Here is a 15,779-nt window from a genome sequence, read left to right as displayed (position 1 = left end):
GATCATGATCCAACCCTTTTGTCCGCTCCGTCGGCGTATGCCGCCACAGCCACCAGCGCCGCCGCGTGCGCGGCGAGACCCGCGCGACCGTTGCCCGCCGCGATGGCCGTGCCCAGGGCGGCACCCAGGGCGTGCGCGCCCGCGTCGCCGAGCATCGTGCGCTCGCCGAGGTCGTCGGGCAGGACCGCCGCCGCGGCCCCCATGGCCGCGGCGGCGACCGCCGCGGCCGGCCCCTTGCGCAGCAGCCCCGGCGCGCCCAGGGCGAGCACGGCCGCGCCGGCCTGCCCCGGTCGTACGTCCACGAGGTTCACGAGGTGGGCGGTGCCCGCGACGACCACGCCCGCGAGCGCCTTGTCCACGGGCCGTTCCTTCAGGAGGGCCCCGGCGGCGAGCCCCGCGGCGGAGATGCCGAACAGCTTCACGGCGCCGCTGGTGATCTCGCCGTTCCGCAGCGCCCCGAGGTGCGCGCGGAAACCGCGGCGCGGGTCGCCGGCACCCGCCACGTCGTCGTAGCCCCCGCAGGCACCGGCGCCGAGGACGGCCAGTGCGGCGGCGGCGCGGGGCCTCGCGGGCAGCGCGGCGACACCGGCGGCCGCACCGAGGGCGACGGCGGGACCTGGGTACAGGTCGACGCTCCTGCCCGCGTAGTTCTTCCGTGTCCACCGCTCGGCCCCACCGGGCGCGAGGAACCGCAGCGCGGCGGTCCCGGCCCGGGTGGCGGCAGCGGCGACGGCCGCGGCACCCGGCCGCGACCCGAGCTTGCGTTCGATCATGCGGTCACCCTACGAGGCGACCGCGAACGCCCCACCCGTCACCGGGTCACCCATCGCCGCGGGCAGTCGCCAGCAACTCCTCCGCGTGGGCGCGTGCCGTCTCCGAGTCCTCCTGCCCCGCCAGCATGCGCGACAGTTCGCGCACCCGGTCCTCGCCCTCCAGGACCTGCACTCCGGAGCGCGTCACCATGCCGTCGTTGGTCTTCTCCACGAGCAGCTGGCGGTCGGCGAACGCCGCGACCTGCGGGAGGTGGGTGACGACCACGACCTGCGCCGACTTGGCGAGGCGTGCCAGGCGTCGGCCGATCTCGACCGCCGCCTTGCCGCCGACGCCCGCGTCGACCTCGTCGAAGAGGTACGTCGGTACGGGGTCCGTGCCCGCGAAGACCACCTCGACGGCGAGCATCACGCGCGACAGCTCACCGCCCGACGCGCCCTTGGCGATGGGCCGGGGCGGGGCGCCCGGGTGCGGGGCGAGCAGCAGCTCCACCTCGTCGACGCCCGCGGGGCCGTAGGCGACGAAGCGGCCGCCGAGCTCCACGCCGTCGGCGCCCTCCGGGACCTCCGTGCTGCTGATGGCGATCGACACGCGCGCGTGGGGCATCGCCAGCGAGGCGAGCTCCTCGGTGACGGCCGCGGCGAACCGCGTGGCCGCCTCCTGACGGGCATCGGTCAGCGCCTGGGCGAGCCCGGCGAGTTCGGCGCGCAGCGCGTCCCGCTCTGCGGTCAGCTCCCCGAGCCGGTCGTCGTCGCCCTCCAGCTCGGTGAGGCGCGCCGCGCCCTCCTCCGCCCACGCGAGGACGGCGTCGATGTCCTCGCCGTACTTCCGCGTGAGCTGCGTCAGCGCGGCCCTGCGCTCCTCGACCGCGGCGAGCCGCAGCGGGTCGGCGTCCAGGTCGTCGGCGTACCCGGCGAGCTCGCCCGCCACGTCGCCGAGGAGGATCCCGATCTCGCCGAGGCGGTCGGCGAGGGCGGACAGGGCGGGGTCGTGGGAACGTACGGCATCGAGGGCCCGGGACGCACCCGCGACCAGCGTCGAGGCGTCCACGACCTCCGGGTCCTCGGGGTTGCCCGCGAGCGCGGCGTGCGCGGAGGTGGCGGCGGAGGCGAGCGCCTCCGCGTGACCGAGCCGCTCGGCCTCGGCGGCGAGTTCGGTGTCCTCCCCCGCACGCGGTTCGACGCCCCCGATCTCCTCCAGGCCGAAGCGCAGCAGATCCGCTTCCTGGGCACGCTCCCGCGCGCGGGTGGTGATCTCCTCGACCTCGGTGGTGACGGCCCGCAGCCTGCGGTACGCGGCCGTGTACTTGGTGAGCGGCACGGTGACGGCGTCGCCCGCGTAGCGGTCGAGGGCGGCGCGCTGACGGGCCGGTCTCAGCAGGCCCTGCTGGTCGGTCTGGCCGTGCACGGCGACGAGGTCGTCCGCGAGCTCGGACAGCAGGCCGACGGGCACGGAGCGCCCGCCGAGGTGCGCCCGTGAGCGGCCTTCCGCCGAGACCGTACGGCTGATGAGCAGCGCGCCGTCGTCGAGTTCGGCCCCGGCCTCCTCCGCGCGCACGACGGCCGAGGTGCCGGCGGGCACGGCGATGCGCCCCTCCACCACCGCCGACTTCGCGCCGATCCGCACCAGGGCGGGGTCGGCGCGCCCGCCGAGCAGCAGGCCAAGGCTGGTGACCACCATCGTCTTGCCCGCACCGGTCTCACCCGTCACGGCGGTGAAGCCCGGTGAAAGCTCGACGACCGCGTCGTCGATGACTCCGAGCGACCGTATCCGCATCTCCTCCAACACGGACAAGACCTTACGAGGTCAGAGGGCCGGTGTGCGACGGGCCCTGGGCCCCTCCTGTGAAGACGCAGGTCGAAGCGGCGCACCGAACCCGCCTGTCACCCGCCGGAGTGGGCCTGCGGACCGGGCGACCCGCGCGGCGCGCCGGAGGGTGGGGCTACCCCCCGCAAGATCCACCGGTTCTCCACATGGTTACGTCCCCACACCCGGCGAGACCATGATCCACATGGCAACTGGACTGGCCCGAGCGGCCCTGCGCGCGCACCTACCGGCTTTTGTGGGAACGGCGGTGGCCGCGCTCTTCGCGGCGACCGTGGTGAGTGCGTCGACGATGATGCTCGGCACGACGAGCACGGACCGCGCGGGACTGTCCCCGGCGGCCCGCCGACAGATCGAGGAGAACGGCGTCGGCGACATCGCGGTCGTCCTGCTGATCGGTTCCGTCTACATGTCGATATTCGTGGTCGTGTCGACCATGGGCACGGCCGTCGCGCAGCAGCACCGCGAACTCGCGATGGTGCGCTCCATCGGTGCCAGGCCACGCCAGATCCGCCGCGCGGTGGCCGCACAGGCCTTGGCGGCGTCGATCCCCGCCGCACTCCTCGGCTTCGTGCTCGGCGGCTTCGGCGCCCGCTGGTGGCACGCCGGGATGGTCGGCCACGGGCTGCTGCCCGCCGAGGCCGACTTCCGTTTCAGCTGGCTCGCCCTGCCGGTATGCGTCGGGGTGTCCGTGGTGACGACGACACTCGCCGCGCTCCTCTCCGCGCTCCGGTTCTCCCTGCTCCGCCCGGCCCACGCCCTGAGCGAGGCGGCGACGGGTCGCAGAGGCCTGGGCCTGCTCCGGGCCCCGCTCGGCATCCTGGCGGTGGCAGGAGCCTGCGCCGTCGCGGTACTCCTCTCCTCCCAGCCCGCACAGGAGGCGGGCGAAGGCGCGTTCCTGGTCCTCATCCTCTTCTGCGCGGGAGCGGGGCTGCTCGGTCCGCGCATCATCGGCCCCGCGGCCTGGCTGGTCTCGGCGGTGATCGGCCGCTTCGGCCCGAGCGCGCGCCTGGCGATGCTCAACGTCCGTTCGCAGCCCCGCCGCTTCTCCGCCGCGGTGGTCCCGCTCCTCCTGGTCGTAGGCTTCGGCCTCACGAAGATCGGCATGCACACGACGGCCCAGCACTACACGGGTTCGGCGGGCGAGCGGGGCGAGGTCTGGCTCGACTACGTGGGCACGGGCCTGTACGCGGGCTTCGCCGCCATCGCCGCGGCGAACACCCTCGCCATGATCTCCTTCGAACGCCGCCGCGACGTGGCGCTGCTGCGGGTCGTGGGCAGCCGACGCGCACAGGTCGGCGCGATGGCGGCATGGGAGGCGGCGGTCGTGGCGGGAACGGCCCTGGTCCTGGGCACGGCGATCGCCCTCGGCACGCTGGCCCCGATCCTCAGCACGGCGTTCGGCTCAGCACTCCCGCACCTGCCGTGGCCGGTACCGGCAGCAGTGGCAACGGGCACCCTGCTCCTCACCCTCCTGGCAACGGGCATCCCCGTCCGCGCGGCGATGCGGAGGCGAGCAGTCTCCGTACTGAGCACCACGTAAAAACGCCGGGGCGAAGGGTAGCCAAGGGGCGCGGGGAACTGCGCGACAAGCCCCCACCGACCCGCACCCACAACCGCCCCCGGCGAGAACCCGCGTTACTGCGGAGCCCCCCGCCACCCGGAAACCGGCAACGCGAACTTGGCGACAAGGCGGTCCGTGAACGACGCATGGTGCAGCCGAGCCAACCGCACCGGCACCTCACCCCGCCGCACCTCGACCCGCGCCCCCGAGGGCAGCTCGAGCGTCCGCCGCCCGTCGCACCACAGCACCCCGTGCGGAGTATGCGGCTGGACCTCGACGGCCAGCACCGAGTCCGGCGACGTCACCAGCGGCTTCGCGAAGAGCGCGTGCGCACTGATCGGCACCATGAGCAGCGCCTCCACCTCCGGCCACACCACGGGCCCGCCCGCCGAGAACGCGTACGCCGTGGAGCCCGTGGGCGTCGCGCAGACGATGCCGTCGCAGCCGAACCCCGTGACGGGCCGCCCGTCGATCTCCAGGACGACTTCGAGCATCCGCTCGGGCGACACCTTCTGCACCGCCGCCTCGTTCAGCGCCCAGTCGCGGTGCACGACGTCACCGTTGCGGTGCACGACGACGTCGATCGTCATCCGCTCCTCGACCTCGTACGCCCGGGTGACCACCCGGTCGACGACCTTGTCGAGGTCGTCCCGCTCGGCCTCCGCGAGGAAGCCGACCCGCCCGAGGTTCACCCCGAGCATCGGCACCCCGGACGCCCGCGCGAACTCGGCGCCCCGCAGCAGCGTCCCGTCACCGCCGAGGACGACGATGAGCTCGCAGTCGTCGATGCACTCGGCCGTGGCCTCCTCGACGGTCTCGACCTCGGCGGGCAGCGGCAGGTCCACCGCCTCCGCCTCCAGGACCCGTACACCGAGACCGCTGCGCAGCAGCCCCTGGACGACGAGCTCGGCACTGCGGATGGCCGCGGGCCGCCCGGTGTGCGCGAGCAGGAAGACGGTACGAGCTCGGGTCTGGGTCACTCGGGTCTCGGTCAACGGGGCCCCTCCGCCACGGCACGGTCAACATCCGCCGGGTCCAGCTCATCGGCACCGGCGCGCAGCCACAGAAAGTACTCGACGTTGCCGGAGGGCCCGGGCAGCGGGCTCGCGGTCACCCCGCGCACCCCGAGGCCGAGCCCCCACGCCTGCCGTGCCACGCCCCGCACGGCGTCCGCCCGCAGTTCGGCGCTGCGCACGACACCGCCGCTGCCGAGCCGTTCCTTGCCGACCTCGAACTGCGGCTTGACCATGAGGACGAGGTCCGCGTCGGGCGCCGCGCACCGCACCAGGGCGGGCAGCACCAGGCCGAGCGGGATGAAGGAGAGGTCCCCGACGACCACGTCGACAGGAATCCCGTCGACCGCTTCGAGCGTCAACTCGCGTACGTTCGTACGGTCCTTCACGGTGACCCGGTCGTCGCTCTGCAGCGACCAGGCGAGCTGCCCGTAACCGACGTCGACGGCGACGACGTGCGCGACGCCCGCGCGCAGCAGCACGTCGGTGAAGCCGCCGGTGGACGCGCCCGCGTCCAGCGCGCGGCGCCCCTCGACGGTCAGACCGCGCGGCCCGAAGGCGGCGAGGGCGCCCGCGAGCTTGTGCCCGCCGCGCGAGACGTAGTCGGGGTCGCTGTCGTCCTGGGTCACCACGATCGCGGCGGCCGTCTCGACCTGCGTCGCCGCCTTGGTCGCGACGGTCTTGCCGACCGCGACCCGGCCTGCGGCGATCAGCTGGCTCGCGTGCTCGCGCGAGCGCGCGAGCTTCCTGCGGACGAGCTCGGCGTCGAGGCGGCGTCGTGCCACTCCTGCCACGTTCGGTTCAGCTCCTGTCGTACGAAGATCGAGTTGTCGGTGCCCCGGTGGGCGCCGGCGGGCCGGGGCGCGCGTCGAGCGCGGTCAGCGCCTCGCGCAGGCCCCGGTGTACATCCTCGTACACCTCGATGTGGCCGTCCGTGGCGAGGTGGTCCGCGTCGCCGAGCCGGGCCAGACACGCGTCCACCTCGGCGTTGCCGGTGGGCGTGCGCTCGACGCCGAGGGGCGCGGGGGCGGCGGGGTCGTACGAAGGATCGTCCGGAGCCTGGTGCTCCGGCTCCACCGCCTCCCCCTGTCCGGGGCCCGCGAAAGAGTCGCTCATGGCACGACGCTACCGCGAAGGCCTGGGGTACGGTCGATCACGATGGCGACCATGGCGGAGTGCCGTACAGCACTCGACAAACTCTCGGACACCCTCGCGTCGGCCGACGGCGACGTGCGCAGTGCCGCTGCTCTGAACCGCTCGCTGAGCTGCCGGATCACCGATCTCGACGTCACATTCACCGGGCGTCTCGAGAACGGCCGGATCACGGTGCTGGACAGCCACCCGGGGCCGCCGCGCGAGAAGGCGGAGATCCGTCTCGCGATGACCGGCGACGACCTGCTCGCGATGGTGGACGGCGAGCTCAACTTCGCGAAGGCGTGGGCGTCGGGCCGGGTGAAGCTGGAGGCGGGCTTCCGGGACCTGCTGCGCCTCAGGTCGCTGCTTTAGCCGACGACGTCCCCGCCGCAACGGCTGTCCGCCGGCCTGCCCGCGCCGCCGGCACCACCAGCGGCGTCCCCGTCTCTGGATCGTCGATGATCTGGCAGTCGATCCCGAACGCCTCCTTCACCAGCTCCGCCGTGACGATCTCGGACGGCGCGCCCTCGGCGAGGACCGCGCCGTCGCGCAGCGCGATGAGGTGCGTGGCGTAGCGGGCGGCGTGGTTGAGGTCGTGCAGGACGGCGACGAGCGTGCGGCCCTGCTCCTCGTGGAGCTCGGCGCAGAGGTCGAGGACGTCGAGCTGGTGCTGGATGTCGAGGAACGTCGTGGGCTCGTCGAGGAGCAGCAGCGGCGTCTGCTGGGCGAGCGCCATGGCGATCCACACGCGCTGGCGCTGGCCGCCGGAGAGCTCGTCGACGTACCGCTCGGCGAGCTCGCCCACGCCCGTCGAGGCCATGGATTCGTTGACGATGCGCTCGTCGTCCTCGGACCACTGCCGCAGCAGCCCCTGGTGGGGGTAGCGGCCGCGGGCGACGAGGTCGCCGACGGTGATGCCGTCGGGCGCGACGGATGACTGCGGGAGCAGCCCGAGCGTCCTCGCGACCTTCTTGGCGGGCATCGACTGGATGACGTTCCCGTCGAGCAGGACGCGTCCCGTGGACGGCTTGAGCATGCGGGACAGGGCGCGCAGCAGCGTGGACTTGCCGCAGGCGTTGGGGCCCACGATCACGGTGAAGGAGTTGTCGGGTATCTCGACGGACAGCTTCTCCGCGATGACGCGCTGGTCATAGCCGAGGGTGACGTCGTCGGCGATGAGCCGGTTCACAGCAGCACGCTCCTGGTCGTGGGGTGGTACGTCGTGGGTGGTACGGGTTCGCGGCGGGGCTTCATATCCGTCCCGCCTTGCGCTGGCTGACGAGCAGCCACAGCAGGTAGACGCCGCCGAGCACGCCGGTGACGACGCCGACGGGCAGCTGGTCGGCGCCGAAGGCCCGCTGCGAGGCCCAGTCCGCGACGATCAGGAGCGTGGCGCCCATGAACATGGCGGGCATCAGGTTGGGGCCCGGCGCGCGCGTGAGGCGGCGCGCCAGCTGGGGTGCGGTGAGCGCGACGAAGCTGACGGGGCCCGCCGCGGCGGTGGCGGCCGCGGTGAGCAGCACGGAGGCGCCGAGGAGCACGAACCGGGTGCGTTCGACGCGTACGCCCAGCGAGTTCGCGACGTCCTCGCCCATCTCCAGCATCCGTAGCGGACGCCCGTACACGAGCACGAGCGGTACGAGGACGGCGCAGAGGACGAGCAGCGGCCAGACCTGGTCCCAGTCGCGGCCGTTGAGGGAGCCGGTCATCCAGACCACGGAACGGGCGGCGTCGACGAAGTCCGCCTTGGTGAGCAGGTAGCCGTTGATGGCGGTGATGAACGCGGAGACGCCGATGCCCACGAGGACGAGGCGGTACCCGTGCACGCCGCGCTTCCAGGCGAGCAGATAGATCGCGAGGCCGGTGACGAGACCGCCGACGAGGGCGCCGGCCGCGACCTGCACCGCACTGCCCTGGAACAGGACGATCATGGTGAGCGCCCCGGCGGTCGAGCCCTGCCCGAGGCCGAGCACGTCCGGGCTGCCCAGCGGATTGCGGGCGATGGACTGGAACAGCGCACCGCCGAGCCCGAGGGCCGCGCCCACCAGGAGGCCGACGAGGACCCGCGGCAGCCGCAGGTCGTTGATGATGAACTCCTGCCCCGCGTCGCCGTTGCCGAACAGGGTGCGGACGACGTCCGCGGCCGGGATGTAGAAGTCGCCCGTGCCGATCAGGACGACGCCGGACACGAGCGCGGCGACCACGAGGAGCGCGATGACCACGGCCGTGCGGACGTCGAGGCGGACGGAGAGGCCGCCCCGGGTGCGTATCGCCTTCACAGCTGGGCCACCTTGCGCCGACGTACGAGGAAGATGAAGACCGGCGCGCCGATGACCGCGGTCACGATGCCGACCTGGAGTTCGGCGGGCCGGGCCACGACGCGTCCGACGACGTCCGCGCCGAGCAGCAGGACCGGCGAGAGGACGGCCGAGTACGGCAGGATCCAGCGCATGTCGGGCCCGGTGAAGGAACGCACCATGTGCGGCACCATCAGGCCGACGAACACGATCGGGCCGCAGGCGGCGGTCGCGGCGCCGCAGAGCAGGGTCGCCGCCGCCATGGACAGGACGCGGGTGCGCGTGAGGTGCGCGCCGAGGGCGCGGGCGGTGTCGTCGCCCATGGCCATGGCGTTCAGCGGCCGGGCCAGGGAGAGGGCGAGCACGGTGCCGATCGCGAGGAAGGGCAGCACCTGCTTGATGGTGTCCATGTTGGCGGAGGCGAGGGAGCCGACCGTCCAGAAGCGCATCTTGTTCAGCGCCGCGCCGTCCATGATCATGACGGCCTGCAGATAGCCGTAGAGGGCGGCGCTGAGCGCGGTGCCGGCGAGCGCGAGCCGTACCGGGGTCGCTCCGCGCGATCCGCCGAGGAAGTAGAGCAGTACGCCGACGAGCAGCGCGCCGGTGAAGGCGAACCACACGTAGCCGCTCAGCGAGGTGACGCCGAAGAAGCTGATCGCGCTGACGACGGCGGCCGAGGCGCCGAGGTTGATGCCGAGCAGTCCGGGGTCGGCCAGCGGGTTGCGGGTGAGCGCCTGGAGGACGGCGCCGGAGAGGCCGAGCGCGACTCCGGCGAGCAGTCCGAGGAGGCTGCGGGCGAGCCGCTCGCCGACCACCACGTCCCCGTACGTCCCGGTGTCCTGAAACAGACCGTGCCAGACCTGGTCCATGGACATCGATTTGGCGCCGACCGCGATGCTCGCGAGGAACACGAGGAGCAGGACGGCCAGCGCGACGAGCAGCCCGACGCTGCGTATCGCGCGGCGTCCGGGGGGCGCGGCGGCGGTCTCCGCGCGCGATTCTGGGGGACTGTCGACCAACACCTGGTTAGGTTAGCCTACCCTCCCACTGGACTTCGACGAGAGAAGCACCACCCATGCGCGCAGCCCGGCGCTCCCCCTCACCTGCCCCGAACCGCCGCCGCGTACTCCTCGCGGGCGGCGCCCTCGGCCTCGGCGCCCTGCTCACCGCCTGCGGCGACAGCGGCTCCTCCGCGTCCGGCAAGAACGGCAAGGGCGGCGGGGGCGGCGGGTCCTGGAGGTTCAAGGACGACCGCGGCAAGACGGCCGCGACCGAGGAACACCCGAAGAACATCGTCGCCTTCATCAGCGCGGCGGCCGCCCTGCACGACTACGGCATCGAGTGCAAGGGGGTCTTCGGCCCCTCCGAGCCCGTCGGCGGAAAGCCGAACCCCCAGGCAGGCGACCTGAACCTGAAGGGGCTCACCAGCCTCGGCACCGAATGGGGCCAGTTCAACATCGAGAAGTACGCGGCCCTCGAACCCGACCTGCTGATCAGCAACATGTTCCCGGCGCCCGCCCTGTGGTACGTGCCCGAGGAGAGCACCGAGAAGATCGCCTCCCTCGCCCCCACCGTCGGCATCAGCGTCGCCCGCACCTCCCTGAAGGAACCGCTGAAGCGCTACACCGAGCTGGCCGCCTCCCTCGGCGCGGACCTGGAGACGGAACGCGTGCGCGCCGCGAAGGCCCGCTTCCACCGCGCCGAACGGACCCTGCGCAAGGCCGCGGAGGCCAACCGCGGCCTCAAGGTCATGGCGATGACGGGCACCGCCGACCAGATGTACGTCGCTGTCCCCGACTCCTACTGCGACCTCAACTACTTCAAGGACCTCGGCATCGAGTTCGTCGAGGGCAAGAAGAGCGACGAGTGGGGCTTCTGGGAGTTCCTCGGCTGGGAGAACGCCGACCGGTACCACGCCGACCTCATCATGATCGACAACCGTACGTCGGCGCTCCCGGCCAAGGAGCTCGCGAAGAAACCCACCTGGAACAAGCTCCCGGCCGTGGCCGCCGGCCAGACCATCCCGTGGCCGATGGAAGAGCGCTACAGCTACGCCGGTTACGCACCCGTCCTCGAGCGGCTCGCCGCCGCCGTCGAGAAGTCGAAGAGGCTCAAGCGATGACAGACTCCCCAGACTCCCCGTACCGGTTCTTCGACGTCGACGTGGCGCGCGCCGAGCACCTCACCCCCGCCATGATCCGCGTGACGTTCACCGGCGCCGACCTGCCCCGCATGGCGAGCGCCGGTCTCGACCAGCGCGTCAAGATCTTCCTGCCGCACCCGGGCCAGGACGCCCCGGTCATGCCGGACACCACATCGGGGGACGCCCTCGACTGGTACGCCGCCTGGTGCGACCTCGACCCTTCGGTACGGGGCATCATGCGCACGTACACGACCCGTGAGCTGCGCCGCGACCCGCACGAGCTGATCATCGACTTCGCCGTGCACGGCCCCGCCCCGTCGCCCGCCGACGGCCCGGCGACCAGCTGGGCGCGGACCGCGCGGCCGGGCTCCCGCATCGGCGTCCTCGCCCCGGTCGACGAGGAGAACTCGGCGTACGACTTCCGCCTCCCCGACGACACGGACTGGCTGCTCCTGGCCGCCGACGAGTCGGCGCTGCCCGCCGTCGCCAACATCCTCGCGACGCTGCCGACGGGCCTGCCGACCCGCGTCTGGATCGAGGTCCACGACCTCGCCGACCGGCAAGAGCTGCCCACCAGGGCCGACGCCGAGATCCACTGGCTCACGCGCGTGGGCGCCACGGCGGACGCCATCCGCGGCACGGACCTCCCCGAAGGCACCCCCTACGCCTGGATCGCCGGCGAGTCCGCGACCGTCAAGGCCGTCCGCCGCCACCTCGTCGCCGACCGCGGCCACGACCGCAAGCGCGTGTCGTTCTCGGGCTACTGGCGCCAGGGAACAACCACGGACGAACTGATCGACTCCAACGAAACGGCCTGACGCCTCCCGGCCGGGGACACGATCCTTCCCGTCCCAGGCCCGTGCCGGATAACAGGTCCCGGGCCCCAGCGCCGGGCCTTACCGCCTCACAACCCCAGCCGGGACAACGCCTTCCCCGCGTCGAGATCGCACGTGCCGTCGCCCGCCTGCGTCCAGGCCGTCGCGCACAGGGCCCGCAGGCCGTCCATGGACTCGCCCTCGCCGTCCAGCGCGAGCTCCTCGCCGCGCACCGAGGCGGTCCAGCCGCCGCAGCCGAATCCACCGCCGTCCACCGGGGTGACGTCCGGCTGACCGGTGAGCATGCCGCGCAGATCCGCGTCCACGTACGTCGGCCGGTGTTCGGGCGGCGCCGCGAGCAGCTGCGCGCCGTCCGTGACGCCGGTCAGCACGAGCAGCGAATCCACCTCGCCGTTGAACGCGCCCTCGATGTCCGTGTCGAGGCGGTCGCCCACCACGAGCGGCCGCTCGGCACCGGTCCGCAGGATCGTCTCGCGGTGCATGGGGGGCAGCGGCTTGCCCGCCACCTGCGGCTCCCCGCCCGTCGCGATCCGGACGACCTCGACCGCCGCGCCGTTGCCGGGCGCGATGCCACGGGCGCTCGGGATCGTCAGGTCCGTGTTGGACGCGAACCACGGCACCCCGCGCGCGATGGCGTAACAGGCCTCCGCGAACCGCCCCCACGCCATGTCCGGGCCCCCGTACCCCTGCACGACAGCCACCGGATCGTCGTCGGCCGACTCGACCGGCTCCAGACCGCGCTCGCGCAGCGCGACCCGCAGCCCCTCGCCACCGATCACGAGCACCCGCGCACCCTGCGGCACCTGCTCGCTCACCAGCCGGGCCGCGGCCTGCGCCGACGTGATGACGTCCGAGCCGTCGGTCGCGATCCCCAGCTCCGTCAGGTGCTCGGCCACCGCGTCCGGCGTCCGCAGCGCGTTGTTCGTGACGTACGCGAGGTGCATGCCGCCCTCGCGCGCGGTGCCCAGCGACTCGACGGCGTGCGCGATGGCGTGCCCGCCCGCGTAGACCACCCCGTCGAGGTCGAGGAGAGCCGTGTCGTACACCTCACTCAGCGCCCGTTCGCTGCCGTCCGGGCACGTCCTGACACGGCCATCTGCATTCCCGCTGGCGGCCTGGCTCATTACGCATCGCTCCTCGCTCGATCCCACTCCCCCGATCATCGCTTATGCCACTGACACACATACGATGCCCTAATGAACACAGCGGGTCACAACGACGTCACCGGCCTCGATCTGATCCCGTTCCGGGGTGTGCGCTACGTCCCCGAACGGGTCGGCAGTCTCGCCGCGGTGACCTCACCGCCGTACGACGTGGTGGTGCGGCCGGACGGCCTGCTCCACCTGGAATCCGCCGACCCGCACAACATCGTCCGGCTGATCCTGCCGCAGGCCACCACCCCGGAAGCCCGCAACCAGCAGGCCGCCGACACTCTCCACACCTGGCTCGCCGAGGGCGTCCTCGCCCCCGACGCCGAGCCCAGCCTGTACGTCTACGAACAGCGGAACAGCGAGATTTTGCAGCGCGGCGTCATCGGCGCCCTGCGCCTCTCGGAGGCCGCGGACGGCATCGTCCTCCCCCACGAGGGCGTGATGCCGCACGTCGTCGAGGACCGCGCCGCCCTCATGCAGGCGACGTCCGCGAACCTGGAGCCGCTGCTCCTGACGTACCGCGGCGACGAACCCGACGCCGAAACCGAGACCGAGCCCGACGGCGCGACGGCCGTGGTCGAACGCGCCGCTCGCCGCGAGCCCCTCCTCTCGACGACCACGGAGGACGGCTTCCACCACCGCCTGTGGGCGGTCACCGACCCGGCGGAGATCGCCGAGATCCAGTCGGACCTGGCCCACCACCAGGCCCTGATCGCGGACGGCCACCACCGCTGGGCGACGAACCTGCGCCTGCGCGCCGAGCACCCGTCACCGAGCGCCTGGGACTACGGCCTGGTTCTCCTCGTGGACACGGCCCGCTACCCGCTGCGCGTCCGCGCCATCCACCGCTACCTCCACCGGCTCCCGGTGTCCGACGCCCTGGCCGCCCTCGGGGACTCCTTCCACATACGGACCGTCGAGGGCCCCCTCGACCACGCCCTCGAAGCACTGGCCGAGGCAGCCGCCAAGGGCAACGCCTTCGTGCTCGCCGGCGACGGCGCCTTCCACCTCGTCGACCACCCGTCCCCGGAGCTCCTCGCCCGTACGGTCCCGAACGACCATCCCGTGGCCTGGCGCACCCTCGACGCGACGGTCCTGCACTCCACGCTCCTCGACCACGTGTGGCGGATCCCGGACACCCCGGACCACATCGCGTACATCCACGACACCGCGGCGACGGTCGAGAAGGCGGAGCGCGACGGCGGCACGGCGATCCTGATGCATCCGGTACGCGAGGAGGTCGTCCGCGACCTGGCCCGGCAGGGCGTCACGATGCCCCGCAAGTCGACGTCGTTCGGCCCGAAGCCGGCGACGGGCCTGGTACTCCGGGACCTCACCTTCTGACATGCGAAAGGGCGGGCTCCCCCAGAGGGGAGCCCGCCCTTTCATGCCTACGGATCAGTCCTTGTCAGGCCCATCGACATCGCCACCGACGCCAGTCTCGGCACCGGCACCGGCACCGGCATCGGCCTCATCCACGTCGTCGTCCCCATCGACGTCGTCCAGGTCGACGAACTCGACACCGTCCAGCTCGGCGAGCCGGTCCGACGCGTCGGTGCTGCCGTCCTTGTCGGACTCGACGGCCTTCGCGAACCACTCGCGCGCCTCGTCCTCGCGTCCGGCGGCGAGCAGCGCGTCGGCGTACGCGTACCGCAAGCGGGCCGTCCAGGGCTGCACGGAGTTCGAGGCCAGCTCGGGGCTCTGCAGGGTGACGATGGCGGCGTCGATCTGGTCCAGGTCGCGGCGCGCACCGGCGGCCACGAGCCGCATCTCGACCTGTCCGGCCTTGTCGAGCTTGTGCACCTCGGGGGCACCGGCCATCTCCAGGGCCTTCTCGGGCCTGCCGAGCCCGCGCTCGCAGTCGGCCATGACGGGCCACAGTTCGACGCTGCCGGTCATGCGCCGCGCGGCACGGAACTCCGCGAGTGCCTCGCCGTACTTCTGGTTCGCGTACGCGGCGAAGCCGGCGGCCTCACGCACGGCGGCGACCCTGGAGGCCAGCCGCAGCGCGATCCGCGAGTATGCGTACGCCTGCTCGGGCTCCTCGTCGATGAGCTTGGCGACCATCACCAGGTTCTTGGCGACGTCCTCAGCGAGTCCCTTGGGAAGGCTCTGCAGCTCCTGCTGTACGTCCTTGTCGATCTCGTAGCCCGTGACGTCCTCGGGGATCGGCAGCCGCCTGATGGGCTCGCGGTCCCGGTCGTCACGCCCGCCGCGGTATCCACCGCGGTCGCCGTCACGCCGGTCGTCACGCCCGCGGAACCCGCCACCACCGGGCCGCCCGCCGCGGTCGTCACGACGCGGCCCGCGCCCGCGGTCGTCGCGACCCCGGTCGTCACGCCCGCGGTAGCCGCCGCCACCACGGTTGTCGTCGCGCCGGAACCCACCACGGTCACCATCGCGCCGATCATCCCGGCGGTCATCCCGCCGGTCGAACGAGCGGTCGTCCCGCCGGTCGTCACGCCGGAAAGCGGGCCGGTCACCGTCACGACGATCGTCACGACGGAACCCACCACGGTCACGGTCATCACGCCGGTCGTCACGACGCGGCCCACCGGACCGGTCGTCACGCCCGCGGTAGCCACCGCCACCACGGTTGTCGTCGCGCCGGAACCCACCACGGTCACCATCGCGCCGATCATCCCGGCGGTCATCCCGCCGGAAAGCGGGCCGGTCACCGTCACGACGGTCATCGCGACGGAACCCACCACGGTCACGGTCATCACGCCGGTCGTCACGACGCGGCCCACCGGACCGGTCGTCACGGCGGAACGGGGGACGGCCGCCACGGTCACGGTCACCATCGCGGCGGTCGTCACGGCGATCGTCACGGCCTCGGTAGCCACCGCCACCACGGTTGTCGTCGCGCCGGTCGTCACGGCGGAAGCCACCGCGGTCACCGCGGTCGTTGTCCCGTCGGGGAGCCGCCCCGCGGTATCCGCCCCGGTCACCACTGTCCCGGCGGCGCTGGTCGCGCTCGGGTCGCTCGTCGGGAGAGTTGGGGGACATCGGTGACTCCTAGTCTTCGGTACCGCAGTCATTCTCG

The 15,779-nt window shown here is 72.7% G+C and carries 16 protein-coding genes; 5 read left to right on the top strand and 11 right to left on the bottom strand.

Annotated features, from left to right (window positions below; translation table 11 throughout):
- Positions 1-2 precede the first annotated feature (2 nt).
- Together DEJ48_RS30765 and recN are read right to left on the bottom strand one after the other, a co-directional pair.
- Entirely contained in the window at positions 3-773 is a 771-nt protein-coding gene (locus tag DEJ48_RS30765; RefSeq protein WP_150219443.1) for a hypothetical protein, read from the bottom strand.
- Positions 774-819: 46 nt separating this feature from the next.
- A complete protein-coding gene (recN, locus tag DEJ48_RS30760; RefSeq protein WP_150221497.1) occupies positions 820-2,547 on the bottom strand; it encodes a DNA repair protein RecN in 1,728 nt (575 codons plus the stop codon).
- Positions 2,548-2,782: 235 nt separating this feature from the next.
- Between recN and DEJ48_RS30755 the strand changes: the two genes are divergently transcribed.
- The gene (locus DEJ48_RS30755) at positions 2,783-4,138 is read left to right on the top strand and encodes an ABC transporter permease (protein WP_223832258.1); all 1,356 of its coding nucleotides are present in this window, start codon (positions 2,783-2,785) and stop codon (positions 4,136-4,138) included.
- A 95-nt stretch (positions 4,139-4,233) separates the two neighbouring features.
- Here DEJ48_RS30755 and DEJ48_RS30750 read toward each other — a convergent pair whose 3' ends face one another.
- Genes DEJ48_RS30750 through DEJ48_RS30740 form a run of 3 tightly spaced genes read right to left on the bottom strand, consistent with a single transcriptional unit; the run spans position 4,234 to position 6,288 of the window.
- Entirely contained in the window at positions 4,234-5,154 is a 921-nt protein-coding gene (locus tag DEJ48_RS30750) for an NAD kinase (protein WP_411757497.1), read from the bottom strand.
- The gene (locus tag DEJ48_RS30745) at positions 5,151-5,966 is read right to left on the bottom strand and encodes a TlyA family RNA methyltransferase (protein WP_150219441.1); all 816 of its coding nucleotides are present in this window, start codon (positions 5,964-5,966) and stop codon (positions 5,151-5,153) included. The genes DEJ48_RS30750 and DEJ48_RS30745 overlap by 4 nt, the downstream gene beginning before the upstream one ends.
- A 7-nt stretch (positions 5,967-5,973) precedes the next feature.
- A complete protein-coding gene (locus DEJ48_RS30740) occupies positions 5,974-6,288 on the bottom strand; it encodes a hypothetical protein (RefSeq protein WP_150219440.1) in 315 nt (104 codons plus the stop codon).
- A 42-nt stretch (positions 6,289-6,330) separates the two neighbouring features.
- Here DEJ48_RS30740 and DEJ48_RS30735 point away from each other — a divergent pair, with 42 nt between their 5' ends.
- On the top strand, positions 6,331-6,678 hold the full coding sequence (locus DEJ48_RS30735; protein ID WP_150219439.1) for an alkyl sulfatase C-terminal domain-containing protein: 348 nt from the start codon (positions 6,331-6,333) through the stop codon (positions 6,676-6,678).
- Here DEJ48_RS30735 and DEJ48_RS30730 read toward each other — a convergent pair.
- From DEJ48_RS30730 to DEJ48_RS30720, 3 genes are all read right to left on the bottom strand, one after another.
- Complete coding sequence (locus DEJ48_RS30730; RefSeq protein WP_150219438.1) at positions 6,662-7,495, bottom strand: ABC transporter ATP-binding protein; 834 nt, start codon at positions 7,493-7,495, stop codon at positions 6,662-6,664. The two genes, DEJ48_RS30735 and DEJ48_RS30730, sit on opposite strands and share 17 nt — an antisense overlap.
- Positions 7,496-7,556: 61 nt before the next feature.
- Complete coding sequence (locus DEJ48_RS30725) at positions 7,557-8,585, bottom strand: FecCD family ABC transporter permease (RefSeq protein ID WP_150219437.1); 1,029 nt, start codon at positions 8,583-8,585, stop codon at positions 7,557-7,559.
- Positions 8,582-9,625: a FecCD family ABC transporter permease gene (locus tag DEJ48_RS30720; protein WP_150219436.1), complete on the bottom strand. Its 1,044-nt coding sequence runs from the start codon at positions 9,623-9,625 to the stop codon at positions 8,582-8,584. Before DEJ48_RS30720 ends, DEJ48_RS30725 begins: the two co-directional genes overlap by 4 nt.
- Positions 9,626-9,678: 53 nt before the next feature.
- Here DEJ48_RS30720 and DEJ48_RS30715 point away from each other — a divergent pair, with 53 nt between their 5' ends.
- Both DEJ48_RS30715 and DEJ48_RS30710 read left to right on the top strand, forming a co-directional pair.
- Positions 9,679-10,725 carry an ABC transporter substrate-binding protein gene (locus DEJ48_RS30715; protein ID WP_150219435.1) on the top strand — a complete coding sequence of 349 codons (1,047 nt, stop codon included), beginning with the start codon at positions 9,679-9,681 and terminating at the stop codon, positions 10,723-10,725.
- Positions 10,722-11,564 carry a siderophore-interacting protein gene (locus tag DEJ48_RS30710; RefSeq protein WP_150219434.1) on the top strand — a complete coding sequence of 281 codons (843 nt, stop codon included), beginning with the start codon at positions 10,722-10,724 and terminating at the stop codon, positions 11,562-11,564. Before DEJ48_RS30715 ends, DEJ48_RS30710 begins: the two co-directional genes overlap by 4 nt.
- A gap of 86 nt (positions 11,565-11,650) precedes the next feature.
- Here the strand turns inward: DEJ48_RS30710 and DEJ48_RS30705 are convergent, their stop codons facing one another.
- Entirely contained in the window at positions 11,651-12,706 is a 1,056-nt protein-coding gene (locus tag DEJ48_RS30705; RefSeq protein WP_150219433.1) for an HAD hydrolase-like protein, read from the bottom strand.
- A gap of 72 nt (positions 12,707-12,778) precedes the next feature.
- On the opposite strand from DEJ48_RS30705, the gene DEJ48_RS30700 reads away from it, so the two are divergent.
- Positions 12,779-14,077: a DUF1015 family protein gene (locus DEJ48_RS30700; protein ID WP_150219432.1), complete on the top strand. Its 1,299-nt coding sequence runs from the start codon at positions 12,779-12,781 to the stop codon at positions 14,075-14,077.
- Positions 14,078-14,131: 54 nt separating this feature from the next.
- Here DEJ48_RS30700 and DEJ48_RS30695 read toward each other — a convergent pair whose 3' ends face one another.
- The gene (locus DEJ48_RS30695) at positions 14,132-14,908 is read right to left on the bottom strand and encodes a tetratricopeptide repeat protein (protein WP_190538084.1); all 777 of its coding nucleotides are present in this window, start codon (positions 14,906-14,908) and stop codon (positions 14,132-14,134) included.
- On the bottom strand, positions 14,800-15,624 hold the full coding sequence (locus DEJ48_RS40825) for a hypothetical protein (protein ID WP_263399488.1): 825 nt from the start codon (positions 15,622-15,624) through the stop codon (positions 14,800-14,802). The genes DEJ48_RS30695 and DEJ48_RS40825 overlap by 109 nt, the downstream gene beginning before the upstream one ends.
- Between the last annotated feature and the right edge of the window lie 155 nt (positions 15,625-15,779).

This window comes from Streptomyces venezuelae, from assembly GCF_008642315.1.
In the GTDB taxonomy this organism is placed as follows: Bacteria; Actinomycetota; Actinomycetes; order Streptomycetales; family Streptomycetaceae; genus Streptomyces; species Streptomyces venezuelae_D.
This window is presented reverse-complemented; position numbering and strand designations above follow the sequence as displayed.